Source organism: Thalassospira sp., from assembly GCF_030690045.1.
Taxonomy (GTDB): domain Bacteria; phylum Pseudomonadota; class Alphaproteobacteria; order Rhodospirillales; family Thalassospiraceae; genus Thalassospira.
The window spans coordinates 63,439-83,192 of the sequence record NZ_JAUYHK010000022.1; the positions used below are offsets into that span (position 1 = coordinate 63,439).

A 19,754-nucleotide genomic window follows, 5' to 3' on the forward strand; every position below is an offset into this window, starting at 1 on the left:
CCTTGCGCCGGTCATACTCCCGATCAGACATCATCGGGGGGAATGAAATGCAAATCATCAAGCCTTATGGCCGCAGCCATGTTGACAGCGATACAGTCCAGAACAGGCAGCGCGTCCTGCTGCGCGATGGCAAAATCAGTCAAAAAGGCGACATAACGCCCTTTGCCACCAGCCACAGCGAACTGGTGATTGCGCAATGGATTTCGGCAATTGACAAAATCGCCACCAAACCATCGGGCAAGAACGGCCCGACCGAAAGACAAAAACATCTGCGCACGGTTTTGGGGAAGGCCGCATGGGATCATGTGCGGGACCAAAATCTTTTGCCCGATAAAGACCGGGACAGACTGAAAGCCATATGGGACTGGAAAATCGCCCCGTGGGACAAGGAGGCAAACTACCAGCCCAGAAAAGACAGACAAGGCAAAACTCTGCCCGAACCCGAACCAACAGGCCGCTGGTACAAAACCTTTGCCGATGAAATGGCCCCCGGTGAAATCACCGAACAACAGGCCAAAGACATTGCCGCGAAAATTTACAAACATCTGTATGAAGGCGAATACCGGATAAAGCGGGATGAAGGCCAATGCCAGATAAAATCACAGAAACCCCAACGCAAGACCGGCCTGATCGAACGGCGTGCGCAAAGCATCGCCCGGAATTTTTTAAAAAAAACAGACCCCCTGATCATCGACAATCCCGATAATGGCTGGTCCTCCACCGACCACAACAGGGACAAAACGACCTATAAAGCAGCAGGCGATATCGCCGCCATAATTTATAAGAAGGTCGCGAAATTTCAGGACGACAAGAAAAAGAGTTTTCAGGAAAAAGAAAAAAGAACAAAAACTTTCCGCCTGCCCCGCCCCATCGCGGCAGAGGAATTATACAACCATTATGGAAAACTCTTTCCCGGCCAAAAACCTGAAACCGTCAAGGATGACGCCCCCGGTCTGTATAACCTGCATATGGCGGTGCGCGATTATTACAGCCGGATCGTCAAGGGAAATTGCAAAAACGACCATCTGAGAATCCTGCCAGAAAATATGGATGCGCTGTTTGCCCGCCTGCGGGTTGTGCGCACCAACCGCGATATCAACACCCTGATCCGGCTGGGCAAAATCATCCATTATCAGGCACATGAAAACGGCACGGGCGTCATCGCCAACTGGCCCGATCCCGCCACAATCGACAAAAGCCGGTTCTGGAGCAGCGACGGACAATCCGATATCAAACGTAACGAGGCCTTCGTGCGCGTCTGGCGACATGTCATCGCCCTTGCCAGCCGCACCCTGACCGACTGGACCGATCCCGATAACGTGGCCAACGGTGATATTTTTGGCGGAAAGGAAATTGAGGCCGCGATAGCCCGTCTCGATTCCCCCCATTACCGCAAAAAATGCAAATTGCTGTTTGGCAGCAAAAGCCCGCATTTCACCGGGGACGAAGCCCGTGAAAAGGCGGTTTTGCACATGGCCTTGCGACAAACCGCACAGCTTCGCCACACATCATTTCATTTCACCGAACCGTCGCACTTTCTGAAAACTTTAACCGGGTTGGCCGCACATCCGAAAATTGATCAGGCCGAATTGCAAACGGCAACCTCGGCCATAAAGGACTTGTGGGATGACGACAACAAAGACCGGATCGCGCAATTGCACGCAACCCTGACCGCCTGCCAATGCGGGGATTATTACGAGGGTGCTCAGGTCAGCAAACTTTTATCCCTTTTGGCCGATCCCGAATCAGGAACAGAAACACTTCCCCTGCCAAAATTGCGCCGGGTGCTCGATCGTCATGAAAAGGCATGGAAAGGCCATGACAATCTCGGCCTGCCACGACTTGGCAACCGCCAGAGGATGGAAGAAAAACCCGACGAACAATGCCGCTATACGGTTCTGAAACTGATTTACAACCGGCCCTTCCGCCGCTGGATGGAAACCCGTCCGGCCCCGATCCTGCGCGAATGGGTTGAAAAATCTGCCAGCCGCGCCACCGAAGAAGCCAAATCCATCAATGGTAAAAACGCCACGGCAAAAAAACTCATTGCATCGCGGGCTTCCAAACTGTTGCCGAATTTTGATTTTTCACCACAGGATGGGCAACCGCCGGTTTCCCGGTTCTTTTTTGACCTGACCCGTGCAACCGCAAGCGAAATGGCGGTTACGCGCGGCTATCAGTCCGATGGCGAAAACGCACAGGATCAGGCCAAATTTATCGGCGACCTGCAATGCGATGTGGTCGCACAGGGCTTTGCCGCATATCTGCGCGAAGACGGACTGGATTTTGTTTTACGGCCCAAATATGCAAACCGGCCCGCCATCCCTGTTCACGATGCCGAAACAGACAAAAAACCCGTCACGGGCGAAGACTGGCAAAAAGTGCTGTATTTCATCCTCCATCTGATCCCGGTGGAGGAAATTGGCAAACTCGCCCATCAAATCCGCAAATATATTGTCCTTGGCAGCGACCGTAAAACAAACCGCGACACAACCGGCAACAGCACCGAAAAAGCCAGGCGCGAAACCACGAAACAACTGCTTCGGGTCATGACATTGTATCTCGATATGCATGACGCCAAATTTTCAGGCGGCGAACATCTGGCCGGGATTGGCGATTTTTCAAGGTTTTATGACCAGCAAGGCGATTTTGACCGGATGTTTCCCGAACCGGTGCCGGGCATGACAGACCGCCTGCCGCGCCGGGGCTTGCGCGAAATCATGCGATTTGGTCATTTGTCCGCCCTGCAAGATATTTTTGATGCCCATAAAATCACGCATGACAACGTAAACACATGGTTCACCAACACCACCGCCCCGGATGGCAAACCCGCCAGCACCCCCATCGCCCACCATCAGAAAACGCGCGAAGAACTTCATGACCGGGCAACCCGGTCTCCTAAAAAATTCTCAACCCATGACCTGCGTTCTTATATCCGCGCCTTGCGCGGCGTCATCACACACCGCCACAACGCCGCCCATGTCACCCTGACCAATCATGTCCGCCTGCACCGGTTGATGATGACGGTTCTGGGCCGTCTGGTGGATTTTTCCGGCCTGTGGGAACGCGATCTGTATTTCGTCCTGCTTGCCCTGATGCATCATCGCGGTCTGAAACCGGACGAAGTATTTAAATCCGGTGGCCTGACCAAACTGGCAGAAGGCCAGGTGATTGCGGCCCTTGACAAACAAAATCCGCAAAATACCGCTTCCTTCCAAAAGGAACTGGAAACCTTTTTCAATCTTGCAAAACCGGTTTCCTGCGCCATGCCAAATGTCCAACCGGAAACAATCCGGGGCCTGCGCAACCATTTCGCCCATTTAAATATGTTGCGCAACAATGGCGCAAAACCGGACCTGACAGCGGCGACAAATGATGCCCGCACCCTGATGGCCTATGACCGCAAACTGAAAAACGCCGTCAGCCAATCCATCATCGAATTGCTGGCCCGCGAGGGATTGGTATTGAACTGGCAAATGGGGGATGATCACAAATTGCACGGTGCAAACCTGTTTGCCAGACAGGCCGAACATTTCAAAAAAGGCAAAACGCAAATCCGCAAAAAAACCGGAAACGGAAACGACGAAAGATTTAAAATCCTCGAAAACCTGCATGGCAACGATTTCGGGGCGATGGTCGCCACCCTGTTCGGCGGCAAGACAGTTCCGGCACAGGACATCACCGGCTGGCGCAATCCCGATACGCTTTTCATCAAATGACCCGCAACTCGCCGCCACACGCAAAACGGGCAACACAAACCGACAAAAACCGGCGAAAAAACCGGTGAAACAAGGGAAAAAACACGACAATGCCCCGGTCATTTCACCAGATTCCCTTGACAGATCAACAGGAACCGGGAATCCTGTTGGAGATCACCCCCAAATTGAGGGGGACTACACCTGCAGGATCGTCTCGAACAGATGCTTTTCGTTGGAGATCACCCCCAAATTGAGGGGGACTACACCTTTGATTTGCAAGATGAGATGGTAAGGCCTGTTGGAGATCACCCCCAAATTGAGGGGGACTACACCTTACCCTAGTTTTTCTGCCAATCTTCTCAAGTTGGAGATCACCCCCAAATTGAGGGGGACTACACCGACGGCATCCGTACCCCTGCCCCGCCCAAGTTGGAGATCACCCCCAAATTGGACGTGCCCGGAAAAAGGCGGGAGCCAATCCCTGAATTTTGACAGGATTGGTTCCCGTGACGCCGACGAAGAAAATCTGGCCGGGCGGCATGCCAAATGCACCGATGGTTTTAAAGCACAAGCATACGGCTTTGCTCACCGTCGGCCCGCCGTTACGCGCAATCGCCGGTGATCGGTGGGGCGTTGAAATGGCGCAGGCTCAGTCTGCCGCCAAACTCATTTCGGCGCGGATTGCAGATCGGTCAGCGCCTCATCTCTCAGGGCCTGCATTGCCGTCCTTCATCCTGTGCCAGATCGCAGATAGCTGACAGAATTTCCGAATTGATCTGTGGTGCAAATTGCTCGCGTGTTCTGGTCGCCATAACGCACCGCCAATCCCTGACTTTCGTGGCACCCTGACGTATCATGAAAATGTCTCTGTCCCCTCCAATTCCTGACTTTGGTGATACCATGATGCATCCTGAAAAGGCCTCCGCCATCGCCCTTCCCATGCCCCCCGGAAACCCGGCAACCGCAAGCTGGCTCTCGCTTTCGCGGCGGTGACGGCCAGAAACCCCCACCCAAAACCACCCAAATCGCCAACGGCGCAGGACCGATGCACACAAGACGGACTACCCCCGTGGGATTTTGGCGAGGCTCCATCAGGGGTACCTGATATGGCGCCCATACCCCCGTCTGCCTCACCCGCCGCATCCGAAAATGCAGGCTTGGGTCTTCTTCCGTCATCGGGCTTCCGCCCCGCATCAACCGGCCCCGCCGCAAGACGGCTTTCCCGTCACCTCGACGGGAACCGGACACACTTCGGGCTTCTGCCCGCCGTGCCAACAGGCCCGGCAAGGCCGGACAGCTCCCGCCATGATCCGGGCAGGCACGGCCAACCACAAGGCGCACCTCGGGCATCCGTCAGTCATGCCAACAGGCCGTCTTCGGACCCGTCCCCCGCTCCTGCCACTCCCGGCAAGGCCGGATGGCACCCGCCCCGATCCGGGCAGGTCTTACCACCGACAAGACGCAATTCGGGCGTCCTGACAAATGGCCGGGTTAGCGGACCCGCGCAATGCCCCCGTAATGGCTCCTCCATCCGCCGGTCATGATTTTGCGGGCTTGCCCGCCGCCTTCTCTGTCCATGTAGTAACGCATCATCATCGCCTCTTTCCTCTGGCCCAAACGCAAAAACCCGCAAGGCATAAGCCTTGCGGGTTTCGGTCCGGGCGGAATTGTCCCGTTGACTTTTCTGTTATGCTGCAATGAAAAGAACAAATCAAGAACTTTTTTCAGATTTTTTGAAAAAACTTTATCTGCATCCCGCCAGTTGATCAAAAATCATTCAAAATCAATTTGTTAAAGGCGGGGCCGGGATGCCGGAAACAGGCCCGCATCCTGTGCGATGCGGGTCGGGGGTTCCCGGATCTGGGTGGGGGGCGGGGTGGGGATCGGGGCCGATTCGCCGCTTTTTGCGCCCGCCCTGCACCCGCGCAGTTGACTTGCCGGGCGGCTTTGACCATTCTGCGCCGCAACCCGGTATTCAGACCAGCGCAAGGAATCCGACGATGGACAAGGCACAACTCGAAGGCGTCATCAATGTCGCCTGGGAAAATCGCGACCAGATCAGCCCCGCCACCAGTGGCGAAGTGCGCAAGGCCGTGGAACAGACCCTGACCGCGCTTGATAGCGGCATCCTGCGAGTCGCCGAAAAAACCGGCGGGGCGTGGGTGGTCAATCAATGGGCGAAAAAGGCGGTTTTGCTGTCGTTCCGCCTTAATGACATGGCCGCCATTCCCGGTGGCCCCGGCGAAAACACCAACTGGTGGGACAAGGTGCCGTCAAAATTCGCCGGTTGGGGCGAGGCCGAATTCAAATCCGCCGGTTTCCGCGCCGTTCCGGGCAGCATCGTGCGCCGGTCGGCCTATATCGCACCGGGCACGGTTCTGATGCCCAGTTTTGTCAATCTCGGCGCCTATGTCGATAGCGGCGTGATGGTCGATACCTGGGCCACCGTCGGATCCTGTGCGCAGATCGGCAAAAACGTTCATCTGTCAGGCGGGGCCGGGATTGGCGGGGTTCTCGAACCGCTTCAGGCCGGGCCGGTGATTATCGAAGACAACGCCTTTATCGGCGCCCGTTCGGAAATCGTCGAAGGCGTGATTGTCGAAGAAGGGGCGGTGATTTCGATGGGGGTTTTCATCGGCGCATCGACCAAGATTATCGACCGCAATACCGGCGAAACCTTTATCGGCCGCGTTCCGGCCTATTCGGTTGTCGTTCCGGGCAGCATTCCGGGCAAACCGCTTCCTGATGGCAAGCCGGGGCCGGGGCTGTATTGCGCCGTGATCATCAAACGGGTTGATGAAAAAACCCGTTCCAAAACCTCGATCAACGAATTGCTGCGCGATTGATCGCTGTTGTGATGCCGTGATCTGATTGCGTATAACAACGGGGCGAAGACGCATCATGGCGGTTTCGCCCCGTTTCTGTATCTGTCGCCAGCCAAAGGTTTTTTGCCCGATGTCCGTCGCCCTTGATCTTGCCCGCAACCTGATCCGCTGCCCGTCTGTCACCCCGAATGATGCCGGGGCGCTGGATGTGTTGCAGGCAACGCTCGAAGCCCGCGGTTTCACCGTCACCCGCAAGGTGTTTGCCGAAGACGGCCTTGATCCGATTGACAATCTCTATGCCCGGCGCGGCACACAGGGCCGCAATTTCTGTTTTGCCGGTCATACCGATGTTGTCCCCGCCGGGGATGTTGCGGCATGGAGTGTTGACCCGTTTGGCGCAGAAGTGGTGGATGGCCGCCTGTTTGGGCGCGGGGCCGCCGATATGAAAACCGGCATTGCCTGTTTTGTCGGCGCGGTCGATGCCTTTCTGGCCGCCCGCCCCGATTTTGACGAAAGCATCAGTTTCCTGATCACCGGCGATGAAGAAGCCGATGCGGTCAATGGCACGGTGCGGCTGATCGACTGGTGCGACAATCACGGCGAAAAATTCGATGTTTGCCTGGTTGGGGAGCCGACAAACCCCAAATATCTGGGCGAAATGATGAAAGTCGGGCGGCGCGGCTCGATCACCGGCTGGTTGACGGTCTATGGCGCGCAGGGGCATGTCGCCTATCCGCATCTGGCCGATAATCCGATTCCGCGCCTGATCGGGGTGCTGGATGCGCTGTGCCATCGCGAACTGGATCACGGCACCCCGCATTTTCAGCCCAGCAACCTTGAAATCACCACGATTGATGCCGGAAACCCGGCAACCAATGTGGTCCCGGCCAGGGTCAGCGCGGCTTTCAATATCCGTTTCAACGATCTGCATCAGGGGGCCGATCTGGAAAAATGGATCCGGGACACCTGCGCGCACTATGCCGGGGCGCATGATCTGACGGTCAAGATATCGGGCGAGGCATTTTTGTCAGAACCGGGCAAACTGGCCGGTCTGATTGCCGATGCCTCGGAAAAAATCACCGGCCACCGCCCGGAATTGTCCACCACCGGCGGCACCTCGGATGCCCGTTTTATCCAGAAATATTGCGAAGTCGCCGAATTCGGCCTTGTCGGGCAAAGCATGCACAAGGTCGATGAACATGCGATGGTTGAAGATATCGAAAAGCTGACGGAAATTTATATCAAAATCCTCAACAGCTATTTCGACTGAACCATATGGCGGGATGTCGGCGGCCTGTTGGCAATCACCGACATCCCGGCCTTAAGGGTTCAGGGCTTCCACGTAATCGGCACATAGCCGGGCAGGGCAGAAATCCGCGCCAGCCAACGGTTGATCCCGGCAAAAGGTGCCAGGTCAATCCGCCCTTCCGGCGCGACATGGGTATAGGCATACAGCGCAATATCGGCAATCGTCAGGCCATCGCCCACCAGCCAGTCATGGTCCGACAAACGCTGCTCCATCACCTTCAGGGCCTTGTCCGCCCCGGCCTGTTTCATCGGCACCAGAATATCGGCATGTTCCGGCAATCCCTTGACCCCGAACCATGACCGCAACACGGCAATGGTGGGTTCATGTTCATATTGTTCAAAAAAAAGCCACTGCATCACCTGGGCGCGTTCCCACGCATCATCGGGCCAAAGCGCGGTGCCTTCGGCCAGAAACATCAGGATCGCGTTGCTTTCGGGCAACATCCGCCCGTCATCGAGTTCCAGCACCGGAATCCGGCCATTGGCATTGATCCGGCCGGTGAAATCGGCCGTGCGGGTTTCGCCGCGGGTAATGTCATATTCTTTCAGCTCAAACGCCTGCCCGCGCAACGCCAACAGCAAACGCGCCTTGTATCCGTTCCCGGACGGTAAAAAATCGTGCAATATCATGTCAAATATCCTTGGTGCATTTTCTGGCGAAATGAACCGGCCCGGTCACAGGCGATATTTGCGTCTGGCGCGCAGCAGAACAATCGCATAGTTTTGATCACATCCATCAATTTCATTGATCATTTTATTTGATCCGGAAGAAAGAGAGTGAGGGCTGCGACATGGATGCCGACCTGCTGCGCAGTTTTGTTGCCTTTGCCGAATGCGGCAGTTTCAACCGCGCCGCCGACCGCATTGGCCGCACGCCATCGGCCTTTTCGATGCAGATGAAACGTCTGGAAGAACTGGTCGGCAACCGGCTGTTTGAACGCGACGGGCGCAATGTCACCCTGACAGACGAAGGCATTACCTTTGTCGGCTATGCACGGCGGATACTGTCCTTGCAGGACGAAGCCATGGGTAAATTGCGCGGGCATGATGCCTCCCGCCCGATCCGGATCGGATGCCCGGATGACTATACGCAAAAAATCCTGCCGCTGGCCTTGCGCGCCATCCGGTCGGTTCATCCGGCGGCCAAATTCTTTATTTCGGTCAATCCGACCATCCTGCTCCACCGCATGCTTGATCAGGGAGAACTTGACCTCTCGATCATCAGCCGCTCGGAAAAGGGCGAAGAAGGCTATTTCCTGCGCCATGAACCGGGTGTCTGGGTCAGTTCCCCGATCCATAAACAGCATGAACTTGACACCATTCCCCTTGTCCTTCCGGCCGAAGATTGCAAATTTCACGCTTGGGCAATTGATGCGATTTCCAAGGCCGACCGGCCCTTTACCCTGTTTGCCACCACGCGGCAGGCCGCATCGCTTTTGCATCTGGTCCGTGACGGGCTGGGGGTTGCCGCCCTTGCCGCCGCCAGTGTCACCGATGAATTCCTGATCCTTGACGCCCGCGACGGCTTCCCGCCCCTGCCTGCGGTCGGGGTGGCGCTGATCCTGGCCGATACGTCCCATCCGCTGGTGGACCGGCAACTGGCCGCTGCCATTCAGGACCATGTAAACCGTCTTGTCGGCGACGAACGCTTGACCGCACAGCTTGCAAGCTGACGGGATGCGCCCCTCCAACATCATCAATCAAAATAAACCAAACCCGGATGCCATGACGACCAAACCCCGCCTGAATATCTGCATCACCTGCACCGCCTCATCGGCCAACGGGACAGACGAACCACGTCATGGCAAGCTGCTGTTTGACAGGGTGACGGAAAATTGCACCGATCCGGACATGCCGTTTGACATCCTGCCGATCGAATGCCTGACCAATTGCAAATCGGGCTGTTCGGTCGCCCTGAACGGGCCGGACAGATGGGGGTATGTTTATGGCAATCTGGATGCCGATATGATTTACGATCTGTGCGAACTCGCCCGGCTTTATGCCCTTACCGCGGATGGTATTGTGCCGTGGCGCGACCGGCCCGAAAGCCTGCGCCGCAATGTCATTGCCCGCATTCCGCCCTTTCCGGCATCCTAGATTTTCCCGGCCTTCCAGTTTTCCAGCAAATACCGCGCAATCGAAATCGGGCGCGGCAGATTAATGCCGCGGGCGGGCAGGCCATCCACCTCGTCGCGATGCACCCACATCGCAAATTCGATTTCCTTTTCATCAATCACGATATCGATGGTCTCGGCTTCTGCCACAAAACCCAGCATCAACGACCCCGGAAACGGCCAGGGTTGGGATGCGATATAGCGCGGTGTTGCGGTCCGAATCCCGACTTCTTCAAACACTTCGCGCTGCACCGCCTGTTCCAGTGTTTCCCCCGGCTCGACAAACCCGGCCAGAACCGACACCGTATCGGGCAAAAATTGCGGGGATCGCGCCAGCAACACATGATCTTGATGATGCACCAGCATGATCACCGCCGGATCAATGCGCGGAAAATGATCAATACCACATTCAGGGTTGCTGCATTTCAACCGGTATCCGGCCTCCAACATCACGGTCGGATGGCCGCACGCCCCGCAAAACCGGTGTTTGCGATGCCAGATAAACAACGCCCGCGCCTGCGCAGCAAGGGCGGCATCCCTGTCAGGCAGGGCCGCCATGCGGGTGCGCATATCGCCAAAGGTGCCCTGCATCATCGCTGCGGCCTGATCACGGTCGGGCAGCAACGACGACAGATCAAGTGCCAGAACCGGTCGCCCGTCATTGCGCCCCAGATAGACCCAGCTTGCCGATTCGTGATCGATATCAAGCCGCAACAACCGGGCAGCATCCAGAATCAGGATATCATGCGCACCGCTGTCTTCCGGCCCGGCAAACAGTGGATCACCGCCATAACAGACCAAAATCCGCACATCGCGTTCGCGCAACAATGTCTGCCGCCACTGACCCGACACCCGGATCGCCGCATCACGATCCTGCCCGTCGGAAACATAAAAAAGCCTGCTCATGGGTGATCCGTCTTGTCGCAACCGGCACGACGACCGGTCAAATTGATTTCTGACAGAACATTACTCCGCCCTTCCCCGGACGCAACCGGCAATCAGGTATGGCTGATCATCAACGGCAAAATCGCCCTGAAATTTCCCACACACCCCTTGCGTTTTGTATCGCCTTGCGCGATATAGGGGGCGAGAGGCTGGTCGTGGACGGACCGCTCGCCAACCCGGTCAGGACCGGAAGGTAGCAGCCGTAACGAGTTTTTCCGGGTCGCGGTCCGGTCTCTCACCCTTTTCCCCCTCATATGATTTTTGCCAAAAATCGCGGCTTTGCCGGGGATGGCGCTGTTTATGGTGCGTGGAGCATGCCGGAATGCGATCGGGTCTTTCCCCGATGGCCCCGATGCTGCTAAAACACAAACGCGCGATACGACACAACATGCCGGACGGGACCCCATGACGGATCAGATCGACACCGCCAGCACAGACAGCACCGGGCCGAAAACCGAATATCAGGTTCTGGCCCGCAAATACCGCCCGAAAACCTTCGGGGAACTGATCGGTCACGGGCCGATGGTGCAAACGCTGTCCAATGCGCTCGAAAGCGGGCGTCTGGCCCATGCCTTCGTTCTGACCGGGGTGCGCGGCATTGGCAAAACCACCACCGCCCGCATCATTGCCCGTGCGCTTAATTGCATCGGCCCCGATGGCACCGGCAACGCCACCATCCATCCCTGCGGTGTGTGTGAAAACTGTCGGGCGATTGCCGAAGACCGCCATGTTGACGTTCTGGAAATGGACGCCGCATCGCGCACCGGTGTTGATGATATCCGCGAACTGATTGACGGCGTGCGCTATCGCCCGACTTCGGCACGCTACAAGATTTACATCATCGACGAAGTGCATATGTTGTCGAAAAACGCCTTCAATGCGTTGCTGAAAACCCTTGAAGAGCCGCCCGAACATGTGAAATTTATCTTTGCCACCACCGAAATCCGCAAAATTCCGATCACCGTCCTGTCACGTTGTCAGCGGTTTGATCTGCGCCGGGTCCAGACCGAAGAACTGACCGCCCATTACCGGCGTATCGCCGATCTGGAAAAAGCCGGGATCGAGGACGAAGCCCTGGCCCTGATTGCACGCGCCGCCGACGGATCGGTCCGCGATGGTATGAGCCTTCTGGATCAGGCAATTTCGCATGGAGCAGGCACCGTCACAACGCAGCAAGTCCGCGACATGCTGGGCCTGTCGGACCGGTCGCGTATTTTCGATCTGTTTGACGCCACCATGAAAGGCGAAATCAACGAGGCGCTGGCGCTGTTGAGTGCGCAATATGCGCTAGGGGCCGATCCGGCGGTGATGTTGCAGGATTTGCTTGATCTCACCCACTGGCTGACCCGCGTCAAATTGTCGCCCGAGGCCACCAACGACCCCGGCGTCTCGCAGATTGAACGCGAACGCGGCCGCGAAATCGCCACCAAACTGGCAATGCCGCAACTCACCCGCGCCTGGCAGATGTTGTTAAAAGGTCTGGAAGAAACCCGGATTGCGCCCTCGCCGATTCAGGCCGCCGAAATGATCCTGATCCGTCTGGCCTATGCCGCCGAAATGCCGCCGCCCGGCGACCTGATCAAAAAATTGCGCACCGGAATGACACCGGCTGCGGGCGGTACGCCGGGCAATTCCGGTGGTGCTGGTGGAAATGGCGGCGGTTCCGGCCCACGCATGCAGGTGGTCAATGGCGGCGGGGCGATGGCCGTCGCCCGACAAGCCACGCCCGAACCCAATGTCGCGGCCCCGCCGCAACCGGTTTTCGCAAAAATGCCCGAAAGTCTGGCCGAGGTATCGGATTTGCTGCGCGCCGATCGCGATACAGCCGCCCTTGCCATTCAGTTGCGCAATTATGTGCATCTGGTCAAATTTGAACCGGGCCGGATTGAATTTCGCCCGGCACAGGGGGCCAAACCCGACCTTGCCAGCCGCCTGATCAAGGCGCTGAATACCCTGACCGGGCAACGCTGGATTGTTTCAGTGTCAGAACGCGACAGCGGTGCCCCGACCCTCAAGGAACAGGAACTTGAAGACCTTGAACAGCGCAAGGCCGATGCCTCGCACGACCCGCTGGTCAAGGCTGTTCTCGATACATTTCCGTCGGCCAAAATCGTCGCCGTTCACCTGCCTGCCGGGCAGGAAGAAACGCCCGACGAGGAAAAGGAAGGCGGATCGGTTTATGATGATGCGTTTTATCTCGAAGGAGACGACGAGCTATGAAGAACCTTGCCGGAATGATGAAACAGGCCCAACAGATGCAATCCAAAATGCAGGAAATGCAGGAAAGCCTCGTAACCTTGCAGGTTGAGGGCCAATCCGGGGCCGGACTGGTGCGGGTGATGCTGAACGGCAAGGGCGAAATGCGCGGCCTGTCGCTTGACAAAACCATTGTCGATCCCGAAGACACCGAAGTCCTCGAAGATCTGATCGTTGCCGCCTATAACGACGCCAAGGTCAAGGTCGAAGCCGCCGTGCAGGAAAAAATGAAGGACGTCACCGGCGGCCTCAATCTGCCCGAAGGCTTCAAACTGCCTTTCTGATCACCGGGTTTTCCAGACATCGACAGGGCGGCCTTGCGCCACCCTTTGCACCGCACAGGGCTTTCATGACCGGACGGGAAATTGAAAATCTGATCAAATTGCTGTCGCGCCTGCCCGGCCTTGGGCCGCGTTCGGCCCGCCGTGCGGTGTTGCAGATGCTCAAAAAACCCGAAACCCTGATGATCCCGCTGGCCCATGCGCTTGAAGAAACCGCGCAGGCCATGACCACTTGCAAAACTTGCGGCAATATCGATGTCACCGATCCCTGCCATATATGCAGCACCGCCAACCGGCAACACGACATGATTTGCGTGGTCGAGGAAGTCCAGGATCTGTGGGCGCTTGAACGCGCCAATGCCTATAAGGGCCTTTATCACGTTCTGGGCGGCACCTTGTCGCCGCTCGATGGCATCGGTCCGGATGATTTGCAGATTGATCATCTGGTGCGCCGGGTGCGTGATACCGGGGTGACCGAGGTTATCCTTGCCACCAATGCCACCGTCGATGGCCAGACCACCGCCCATTACATCACCGAACGCTTGCACGAAACCGGGGTAAAAATCACCCGCCTCGCACATGGTGTTCCGGTCGGCGGCGAACTGGATTATCTCGATGACGGCACCCTGAATGCCGCCCTGCGGTCGCGAAGTGCCGTTTAGGCAATCTTTTCCGCCGCCAGCCGTACCGCCAATTCATACCCATAGGCCCCCGCCCCGGCAATAACGGCATCGGCCACCGCGCTGATCCAGGAATGATGGCGGAATTCATCGCGGGCATGCGGGTTGGAAATGTGCAATTCAATCACATAACCGTCAAAAGTTTTCAGGGCATCGTGGATCGCCGCCGATGTGTGGGTATAGGCCCCGGCATTGATGATGATCGCCGACACAGTCCCCCGTGCCGCATGGATCATGTCGACAATCGCCCCTTCATGGTTCGATTGTTCAAACCCGACAACCACCCCCAGATCGCGGGCAACAACCCCACATTTATCGGCAATGCTGGCAAGGGTGTCATAACCGTAAATTTCCGGCTGACGCTGCCCCAAAAGATTGAGGTTCGGACCATTGATCACCCGAATGTTTTTCGGCGTCATATCATGCCCTTCAATCACTTGTGTCGCGCCGGTTCAGGCGCTTTTGCGAAGCCAGCCGGATCGGCGCATTGGCCGCGCCAAACCCGCGATAATCGCGCCGTTCCACCAGTTCAAAGAAAAAGCGGCTGGCGAATGTTTTGCTATAGGCCTGAAAATATTCGCCGTCATCGTCACGGTCATACAGGATGTTATTGGCCTGCAAACGATCCAGCAAATCGGGACTCAAACCAAACCGCGCCTCGATATCGTCATAGTAATTTTCCGGAATCGGCAGGATTTCAACGCCATTTTTCCGACATTGGGCGACTGATTCAAAAATATCGCTGCTCGACAGGGCAATATGCTGCACCCCGCTTCCGAAAAATTCCGACAAAAACTGCGAATGCTGGGTATTGGGGCTTTGCGATCCGTTCAGGATCAGGCGCACCCCGCCATCGCGGGCCTGCACGACCTGGCTTTGCACCAGTCCGCCGGGATCTGGAATATCAAGGGTCGGCATTTTTCCCAGATCAAAGATCGCGGTAAAAAACAACAACCAGCTTAACATTTCCTCATATTGCATCGAATAGGAAACGTGATCGACGGCCTGTAACAACCCCGATGTTTTCGGCCCGGCATCGGGCGTGGCAGCATCAAATTCCACATCCCAGATCGATGCCAGTTCGCTTTGATCATCCAGAAAATAAATCAGACTGCCGCCCACCCCGCGAATGGCGGGCATTTCAATCTCGCCGGGCGCAACATTCTGGCGGAACGGTGCTGCCAACAGGGCCTCGGCGCGGTTCATCGTCGCCCCGGCATCATTAACCTTAAGCCCCACCGCACAAACCGACGGGCCATGCACGATGTTATAGGCATGGGCAAAGCCATCCTTTTCGCAATTGATCACGAAATTGATGTTGTTTTGCTTCCACCATGTCACCGCCTTGCTGCGATGGCTTCCGCGTTTTTCAAACCCCATGGCGCTAAAAAGGGTGGCAAGGCTTTCGGCGTTTTCTTCCTCGACCGCGAATTCAACAAATTCAACATGGCGTGCCTCGGCCTTGGGTGGCAGGGTCGTTGCCTTCGCGCCAACCGTCACCCCCTCCACCCCGTCCCCCAGATAAATCAGGGACCGCAAACCGTCCTTTGCCACGGTTTTCGTCGAACTGGACCGAAACTGGTCATTGAAAATTTCCAGTGACAACGGCCCGTCATAGCCGGTCTGCGCCAGATTGCGCATGAAATCCGCCAGTGGAAAATCCCCCTGGCCGGGGAAACACCGGAAATGGCGGCTCCAGGATAACGGGTCCATTTCCAGAATTGGCGCATCAGCCACCTGCACCAGAAAAATTTTATCGCCGGGGATTGATGCAATCGCCTTGATCGGCACCTTGCGCGCCATAATGTGGAATGTATCAAGCACCAAGCCGACATTCGGGTGACTGGCCCGACGCACCACTTCCCAACTGTCGCGATAATCGCTGATATGCCGGCCCCATGACAGGGCTTCAAATGCAATGCGAAGTCCCCGTTTGGCTGCACGGTCACCCAGTTCGGCAAGGTCTTGGGCCGCCCGGTCCAACCCGCCCAAAGACTGCGGCGAGACATTGGAACACACCATCAAAAGATCTGTTCCCAGTTCCGCCATCAAATCAAATTTGCGCTCGGCACGATCAAAGGCGCGCGTTCTCTGGGGTTCGGGCATGCCTTCAAAATCCCGAAACGGCTGAAAAGTCACCAGTTTCAAACCCAGATCGCGAATGGTCTGCCCCACATCCCTTGGCGATCCGTCAAAGGTCAGAAGATCATTTTCAAAAATCTCGACCCCGTCAAAACCGGCATCGGCAATCGCGTCCAGTTTTTCGCGCAAATCGCCGCTCAGCGAAACCGTGGCAATCGATGTCAGCATATCCTTACCCCTCCGGGGTTATCAGTTCTGTGACCGGCGTCGATAGGTCACAATATGATCGGCAAGGGCGGCCAATGCCTCGTCCCCGCGCCGCGCCAGTGCCAGATCGAAAATCGTATGATGTTCATCAATGATTTCTTCGGCACGAAACCCGTGGGTTTTCAGTTCGATCACCACATAACGGCGGAACTGGTCAAAAATCTCGCGGTGCATTTTCATCTGTAATTGCGATCCACAGGCCGAAATCAGCGCCTGATGAAATTCACGGTCATACTGGCTCCAAAGCGCGGTCAAATCGCGATTCTGCCCGCCCAGCATCTGCTGTTCGACCTTCGACAATTTATGATGGGCGGCGGCAATGCGGGCTTCCCATTCAACATCTCCGGCCTTGATCGATTTCGCCAGCCCGTCGATTTCCAGTAACAACCGCATTTCGGTCAGTTCATGAAAATTGGTGCGCGTGGTTTCCACCACCCGAAATCCCTTTTGCCCTTCGGCAGTGACAAAGCCAAAGGCCGACAGACGGTTCAAAACCTCGCGCAGGGTATTCACACTGACATTATAGCGCTCGCGCAAACCGTCCAGTTTCAGCTTGCTACCCGGCTGCAACTCGCCATACAGGATATCATCGCGAATTTCGGTATAGACCGTATCGGCGACAGTGGCGCTCGGGGTGGCGGTAATGCTGCTCATGATATCCTCTTATGCAATCAGGGCTTCGGGATAGGTTTTGAAATACTCTTTTCGGGCGGCATCCGCATCAATGCTGTGCCCGCTAAACACTTCAAAGGCTTCGACCCCCTGAAAGAAAAACAGCTCGAACCCGGTCAGGATGTTCAGCCCGGCCTGTTTTGATGCCCGCAAAAATGCCGTTTCAACCGGGGTATAAACCGCATCAAACGCCCATTTTTGCCCGCCCAGAAGGCGGATATCAAACGGGCTCCCGGGATATTGGTTCATGCCAATCGGCGTACAATTGATCAGGCCATCGGCCATCCGCACCGCATCGGCCAGATCGGATGCCGTCACAAATTCGGCGTTGAAATCCGCCCGGCGCATTGTCTCGACCAGTTCCCGCCCGCGCCCCTCATCGGTATCATGAAGGCACAGCCGATCCGCCCCCAAACCGCGCAGCCCGAATGCAGTCGCCAGACCAACCCCGCCTGCCCCCAGTTGCACCACCATTCCGGGCCGAACATCACCAAACTGCCCGCGATAACCGCGCATGAAACCGACATAGTCGGTATTGTCCCCCAACCAGCCATCCGCTGCAAACAGCACCGTATTGACCGCCCCCAAGGCACGCGGCAAACGTGCCGCCGGGGTAATCAATTGCCGGGCGGCGGTTTTATAAGGATGGGTGACATTGACCCCGCGATACCCTTCGGCCTCGCAGGATCTCAGGCGGGCCTCAATGTCAAACCCCTCAATCCCTTGCGTATCCAGATAATCATAACGGGTTTCAAGTCCGCACATCTGACCCAGCAACACATGCAGCCGGGCCGACTGGCTGCGGGAAATGCCTTTTCCGATCAAACCCAGTTTCAACATCATGTCCATGCCCTAAAAACCAAACAGTCGCGGCAAAAATGTCACCAGTCCGGGGACAAAGGTAATGATCACCAGCACCAGAAATTCGACCACAAACAATGGCATGATCGCCCGGATCATCCGCCCCATGCCGACATTGGCAACCGCATCGGCAACAAACAGGCACAATCCCATCGGCGGTGTAATCAGACCGATCATCAAATTGAAAATCACCACAATTCCGAAATGGGTCGGGTCGATCCCTAGGCTGATGGCAATCGGATGCAGAATCGGTACCAGCACAAGCATTGCCGCAATGCCTTCCAGCATCAAACCAACCACCAGCAACATCAGATTGATCAAAATCAGGAACATCACCGGACTATCGACATAGCTCAGGACAAACCCGCTGATCGCCTGCGGGATACCCGCAAATGTCATGAACCAGTTGGCCGCACCCACCGTGCCCATAATGATCAGGATGGTCGATGAATCGCGCATCGATGCTGCAAAAATCGTCGGCAGATCGCCAAATTTAAGTTCGCGAAACACAAACAACCCGACAATCAGGGCATATGCCACGGCAAAACTCGCCGCTTCGGTCGGTGTCACCACCCCGGCCAAAATCGACCCGATCACAAAAACCGGCATGAATAACGGGATCAACCCCTGCCACAAGGCCCGTAATTGATCCCGAAACGGGGTCCGTGGGCGCGATTTTGTATAACCGGCGGCAAAAATCCGCACATAAACCGATAGGGCAGCCGCCAGTAAAATTCCGGGGATAATCCCGGCCAGAAACAGGGCAGGAACGGAAACGCCCGTCGTGATCAGCGCATAAATAATCACCGGAATACTGGGCGGAATGATCGGCCCGATCACCGACGATGCCGCCGTCAATGCCGCCGCAAAATCACGCGGATAGCCTTCCTTTTCCATCGATGGAATGAAAATACGGCCAAGGGCCGATGTATCGGCCACCGCCGACCCCGACAAACCGGCAAAAATCACCGACGACCAGATATTCACCTGCGCCAGACCCGCCTTGGCATGCCCGACCAGCGCATTGGCCAGATTGATGACGCGCCGCGTAATGCCGCTGGCATTCATCAGTTCCCCGGCCAGAACAAACAACGGAATCGCCAGAATGGTAAAGGAATCCAGCCCGGCGAAAATCCGCTGCGGCACCAGATCAATCGTAAAGGTCGCAGTTGAAATATACACAACCAGCGCCAGCGCGATGGCAAAGGCCACTGGCGCGCCAATCGCCAGAAGGATCAAAAGCGAAACCGACGCAATCATGATGGCTGTTCCCCGCCCCGGTTTCGACGCAAGGCCGATAACAGACGAAGTGCCGCTGCCACAAACAGACAAACCCCGCCCACACTCAGGGCGATTTGTGCCCAATACATCGGAATGCCCAGCCCGGACGAGGTAATCCCTCCGCGCTTGCCTGCAAAGATCAGCCCGGCATGGATCAAAACCCCGCCCAGAATCAGCGTCGCCGCATCGACCATAACGCTCAGACGGGTGCGCACCTGTTCTGACAGCAAATCGGTCACCAGACTGAAACTGATCTGCGACCCGCGCAAATAGGCATAGGCCGTGCCAAACATGCAGCCGTAAATCATGGCATATTTCGCTACTTCCTCGCTCCACTGAAACGGCGACGAAAAGGCGTACCGGCTGACACTCCCAGCAAAGACCACGGCAAAGACAATGAAAATGCTCAGGCCTGAAAGACCGGCAAGCAAAAGACAAAAGGCATTTTCAGCCTTGCGCATCGGGACATCCTCCCTGCGGGAAA

At 56.5% G+C, this 19,754-nt stretch carries 17 protein-coding genes, 1 other RNA gene and 1 CRISPR repeat array; of the genes, 10 read left to right on the forward strand and 8 right to left on the reverse strand.

The genetic code is table 11. The annotated features are described in order from the left end of the window. The first annotated feature begins 47 nt into the window (after positions 1 to 47). The 4 genes from cas13a to dapE all read left to right on the forward strand — a co-directional run bounded on the left by cas13a (position 48) and on the right by dapE (position 7,793). A complete protein-coding gene (gene cas13a / locus Q8O73_RS19305) occupies positions 48 to 3,719 on the forward strand; it encodes a type VI-A CRISPR-associated RNA-guided ribonuclease Cas13a (RefSeq protein WP_305559839.1) in 3,672 nt (1,223 codons plus the stop codon). A gap of 145 nt (positions 3,720 to 3,864) precedes the next feature. After that, positions 3,865 to 4,162: a CRISPR direct-repeat array (repeat unit 36 nt; unit sequence GTTGGAGATCACCCCCAAATTGAGGGGGACTACACC). Between the two features lie 42 nt (positions 4,163 to 4,204). Next, positions 4,205 to 4,456, forward strand: coding sequence for a hypothetical protein (locus Q8O73_RS19310; RefSeq protein ID WP_305559840.1), 252 nt, complete (start codon positions 4,205 to 4,207; stop codon positions 4,454 to 4,456). Positions 4,457 to 5,698: 1,242 nt separating this feature from the next. Next, on the forward strand, positions 5,699 to 6,544 hold the full coding sequence (gene dapD, locus Q8O73_RS19315) for a 2,3,4,5-tetrahydropyridine-2,6-dicarboxylate N-succinyltransferase (protein WP_305559841.1): 846 nt from the start codon (positions 5,699 to 5,701) through the stop codon (positions 6,542 to 6,544). A 109-nt stretch (positions 6,545 to 6,653) separates the two neighbouring features. Beyond that, complete coding sequence (gene dapE / locus Q8O73_RS19320) at positions 6,654 to 7,793, forward strand: succinyl-diaminopimelate desuccinylase (protein ID WP_305559842.1); 1,140 nt, start codon at positions 6,654 to 6,656, stop codon at positions 7,791 to 7,793. Positions 7,794 to 7,852: 59 nt separating this feature from the next. On the opposite strand, the gene Q8O73_RS19325 is transcribed toward dapE, so the two are convergent. Further along, positions 7,853 to 8,461 carry a glutathione S-transferase family protein gene (locus Q8O73_RS19325; protein ID WP_305559843.1) on the reverse strand — a complete coding sequence of 203 codons (609 nt, stop codon included), beginning with the start codon at positions 8,459 to 8,461 and terminating at the stop codon, positions 7,853 to 7,855. A gap of 161 nt (positions 8,462 to 8,622) precedes the next feature. On the opposite strand from Q8O73_RS19325, the gene Q8O73_RS19330 reads away from it, so the two are divergent. After that, positions 8,623 to 9,504: a LysR family transcriptional regulator gene (locus tag Q8O73_RS19330; RefSeq protein ID WP_305559844.1), complete on the forward strand. Its 882-nt coding sequence runs from the start codon at positions 8,623 to 8,625 to the stop codon at positions 9,502 to 9,504. A 52-nt stretch (positions 9,505 to 9,556) separates the two neighbouring features. Then, complete coding sequence (locus tag Q8O73_RS19335; protein WP_305559845.1) at positions 9,557 to 9,928, forward strand: DUF1636 domain-containing protein; 372 nt, start codon at positions 9,557 to 9,559, stop codon at positions 9,926 to 9,928. On the opposite strand, the gene nudC is transcribed toward Q8O73_RS19335, so the two are convergent. Continuing rightward, entirely contained in the window at positions 9,925 to 10,851 is a 927-nt protein-coding gene (gene nudC / locus Q8O73_RS19340; protein WP_305559846.1) for an NAD(+) diphosphatase, read from the reverse strand. The genes Q8O73_RS19335 and nudC overlap by 4 nt on opposite strands. A 183-nt stretch (positions 10,852 to 11,034) precedes the next feature. On the opposite strand from nudC, the gene ffs reads away from it, so the two are divergent. The 4 genes from ffs (at position 11,035) to recR (ending at position 14,089) form a co-directional block, all read left to right on the forward strand. Continuing rightward, positions 11,035 to 11,129, forward strand: an RNA gene (gene ffs, locus Q8O73_RS19345) — signal recognition particle sRNA small type. Between the two features lie 166 nt (positions 11,130 to 11,295). After that, the gene (locus tag Q8O73_RS19350; protein WP_305559847.1) at positions 11,296 to 13,110 is read left to right on the forward strand and encodes a DNA polymerase III subunit gamma/tau; all 1,815 of its coding nucleotides are present in this window, start codon (positions 11,296 to 11,298) and stop codon (positions 13,108 to 13,110) included. Further along, on the forward strand, positions 13,107 to 13,430 hold the full coding sequence (locus Q8O73_RS19355; RefSeq protein WP_305559848.1) for a YbaB/EbfC family nucleoid-associated protein: 324 nt from the start codon (positions 13,107 to 13,109) through the stop codon (positions 13,428 to 13,430). Before Q8O73_RS19350 ends, Q8O73_RS19355 begins: the two co-directional genes overlap by 4 nt. A gap of 65 nt (positions 13,431 to 13,495) precedes the next feature. Beyond that, positions 13,496 to 14,089, forward strand: a complete 594-nt coding sequence (recR, locus tag Q8O73_RS19360) for a recombination mediator RecR (protein ID WP_305559849.1) — start codon at positions 13,496 to 13,498, stop codon at positions 14,087 to 14,089. Here recR and Q8O73_RS19365 read toward each other — a convergent pair. From Q8O73_RS19365 to Q8O73_RS19390, 6 genes are read right to left on the reverse strand one after another with little or no spacing between them, the layout of a single operon-like run. Continuing rightward, positions 14,086 to 14,526: a type II 3-dehydroquinate dehydratase gene (locus Q8O73_RS19365; protein WP_305559850.1), complete on the reverse strand. Its 441-nt coding sequence runs from the start codon at positions 14,524 to 14,526 to the stop codon at positions 14,086 to 14,088. The genes recR and Q8O73_RS19365 overlap by 4 nt on opposite strands. A gap of 10 nt (positions 14,527 to 14,536) precedes the next feature. Continuing rightward, positions 14,537 to 16,417, reverse strand: coding sequence for a bifunctional sugar phosphate isomerase/epimerase/4-hydroxyphenylpyruvate dioxygenase family protein (locus tag Q8O73_RS19370; protein ID WP_305559851.1), 1,881 nt, complete (start codon positions 16,415 to 16,417; stop codon positions 14,537 to 14,539). A gap of 21 nt (positions 16,418 to 16,438) precedes the next feature. Beyond that, complete coding sequence (locus Q8O73_RS19375) at positions 16,439 to 17,110, reverse strand: GntR family transcriptional regulator (protein WP_305559852.1); 672 nt, start codon at positions 17,108 to 17,110, stop codon at positions 16,439 to 16,441. A 9-nt stretch (positions 17,111 to 17,119) separates the two neighbouring features. Beyond that, positions 17,120 to 17,971, reverse strand: a complete 852-nt coding sequence (locus Q8O73_RS19380; protein ID WP_305559853.1) for a shikimate dehydrogenase — start codon at positions 17,969 to 17,971, stop codon at positions 17,120 to 17,122. Between the two features lie 9 nt (positions 17,972 to 17,980). Continuing rightward, complete coding sequence (locus Q8O73_RS19385; RefSeq protein WP_305559854.1) at positions 17,981 to 19,249, reverse strand: TRAP transporter large permease; 1,269 nt, start codon at positions 19,247 to 19,249, stop codon at positions 17,981 to 17,983. Then, positions 19,246 to 19,731, reverse strand: coding sequence for a TRAP transporter small permease (locus tag Q8O73_RS19390; protein WP_305559855.1), 486 nt, complete (start codon positions 19,729 to 19,731; stop codon positions 19,246 to 19,248). The genes Q8O73_RS19385 and Q8O73_RS19390 overlap by 4 nt, the downstream gene beginning before the upstream one ends. Positions 19,732 to 19,754 lie beyond the last annotated feature (23 nt).

Bases quoted from the DNA above. Each gene is read 5' to 3' on its own strand.
- Q8O73_RS19325 (WP_305559843.1), bottom strand. From the start codon at position 8,461: ATGATATTGCACGATTTTTTACCGTCCGGGAACGGATACAAGGCGCGT.
- Q8O73_RS19335 (WP_305559845.1), top strand. From the start codon at position 9,557: ATGACGACCAAACCCCGCCTGAATATCTGCATCACCTGCACCGCCTCA.
- recR (WP_305559849.1), top strand. From the start codon at position 13,496: ATGACCGGACGGGAAATTGAAAATCTGATCAAATTGCTGTCGCGCCTG.
- Q8O73_RS19355 (WP_305559848.1), top strand. From the start codon at position 13,107: ATGAAGAACCTTGCCGGAATGATGAAACAGGCCCAACAGATGCAATCC.
- nudC (WP_305559846.1), bottom strand. From the start codon at position 10,851: ATGAGCAGGCTTTTTTATGTTTCCGACGGGCAGGATCGTGATGCGGCG.
- Q8O73_RS19390 (WP_305559855.1), bottom strand. From the start codon at position 19,731: ATGCGCAAGGCTGAAAATGCCTTTTGTCTTTTGCTTGCCGGTCTTTCA.
- Q8O73_RS19375 (WP_305559852.1), bottom strand. From the start codon at position 17,110: ATGAGCAGCATTACCGCCACCCCGAGCGCCACTGTCGCCGATACGGTC.
- dapE (WP_305559842.1), top strand. From the start codon at position 6,654: ATGTCCGTCGCCCTTGATCTTGCCCGCAACCTGATCCGCTGCCCGTCT.
- dapD (WP_305559841.1), top strand. From the start codon at position 5,699: ATGGACAAGGCACAACTCGAAGGCGTCATCAATGTCGCCTGGGAAAAT.
- Q8O73_RS19330 (WP_305559844.1), top strand. From the start codon at position 8,623: ATGGATGCCGACCTGCTGCGCAGTTTTGTTGCCTTTGCCGAATGCGGC.
- cas13a (WP_305559839.1), top strand. From the start codon at position 48: ATGCAAATCATCAAGCCTTATGGCCGCAGCCATGTTGACAGCGATACA.
- Q8O73_RS19385 (WP_305559854.1), bottom strand. From the start codon at position 19,249: ATGATTGCGTCGGTTTCGCTTTTGATCCTTCTGGCGATTGGCGCGCCA.
- Q8O73_RS19350 (WP_305559847.1), top strand. From the start codon at position 11,296: ATGACGGATCAGATCGACACCGCCAGCACAGACAGCACCGGGCCGAAA.
- Q8O73_RS19370 (WP_305559851.1), bottom strand. From the start codon at position 16,417: ATGCTGACATCGATTGCCACGGTTTCGCTGAGCGGCGATTTGCGCGAA.
- Q8O73_RS19380 (WP_305559853.1), bottom strand. From the start codon at position 17,971: ATGATGTTGAAACTGGGTTTGATCGGAAAAGGCATTTCCCGCAGCCAG.
- Q8O73_RS19365 (WP_305559850.1), bottom strand. From the start codon at position 14,526: ATGACGCCGAAAAACATTCGGGTGATCAATGGTCCGAACCTCAATCTT.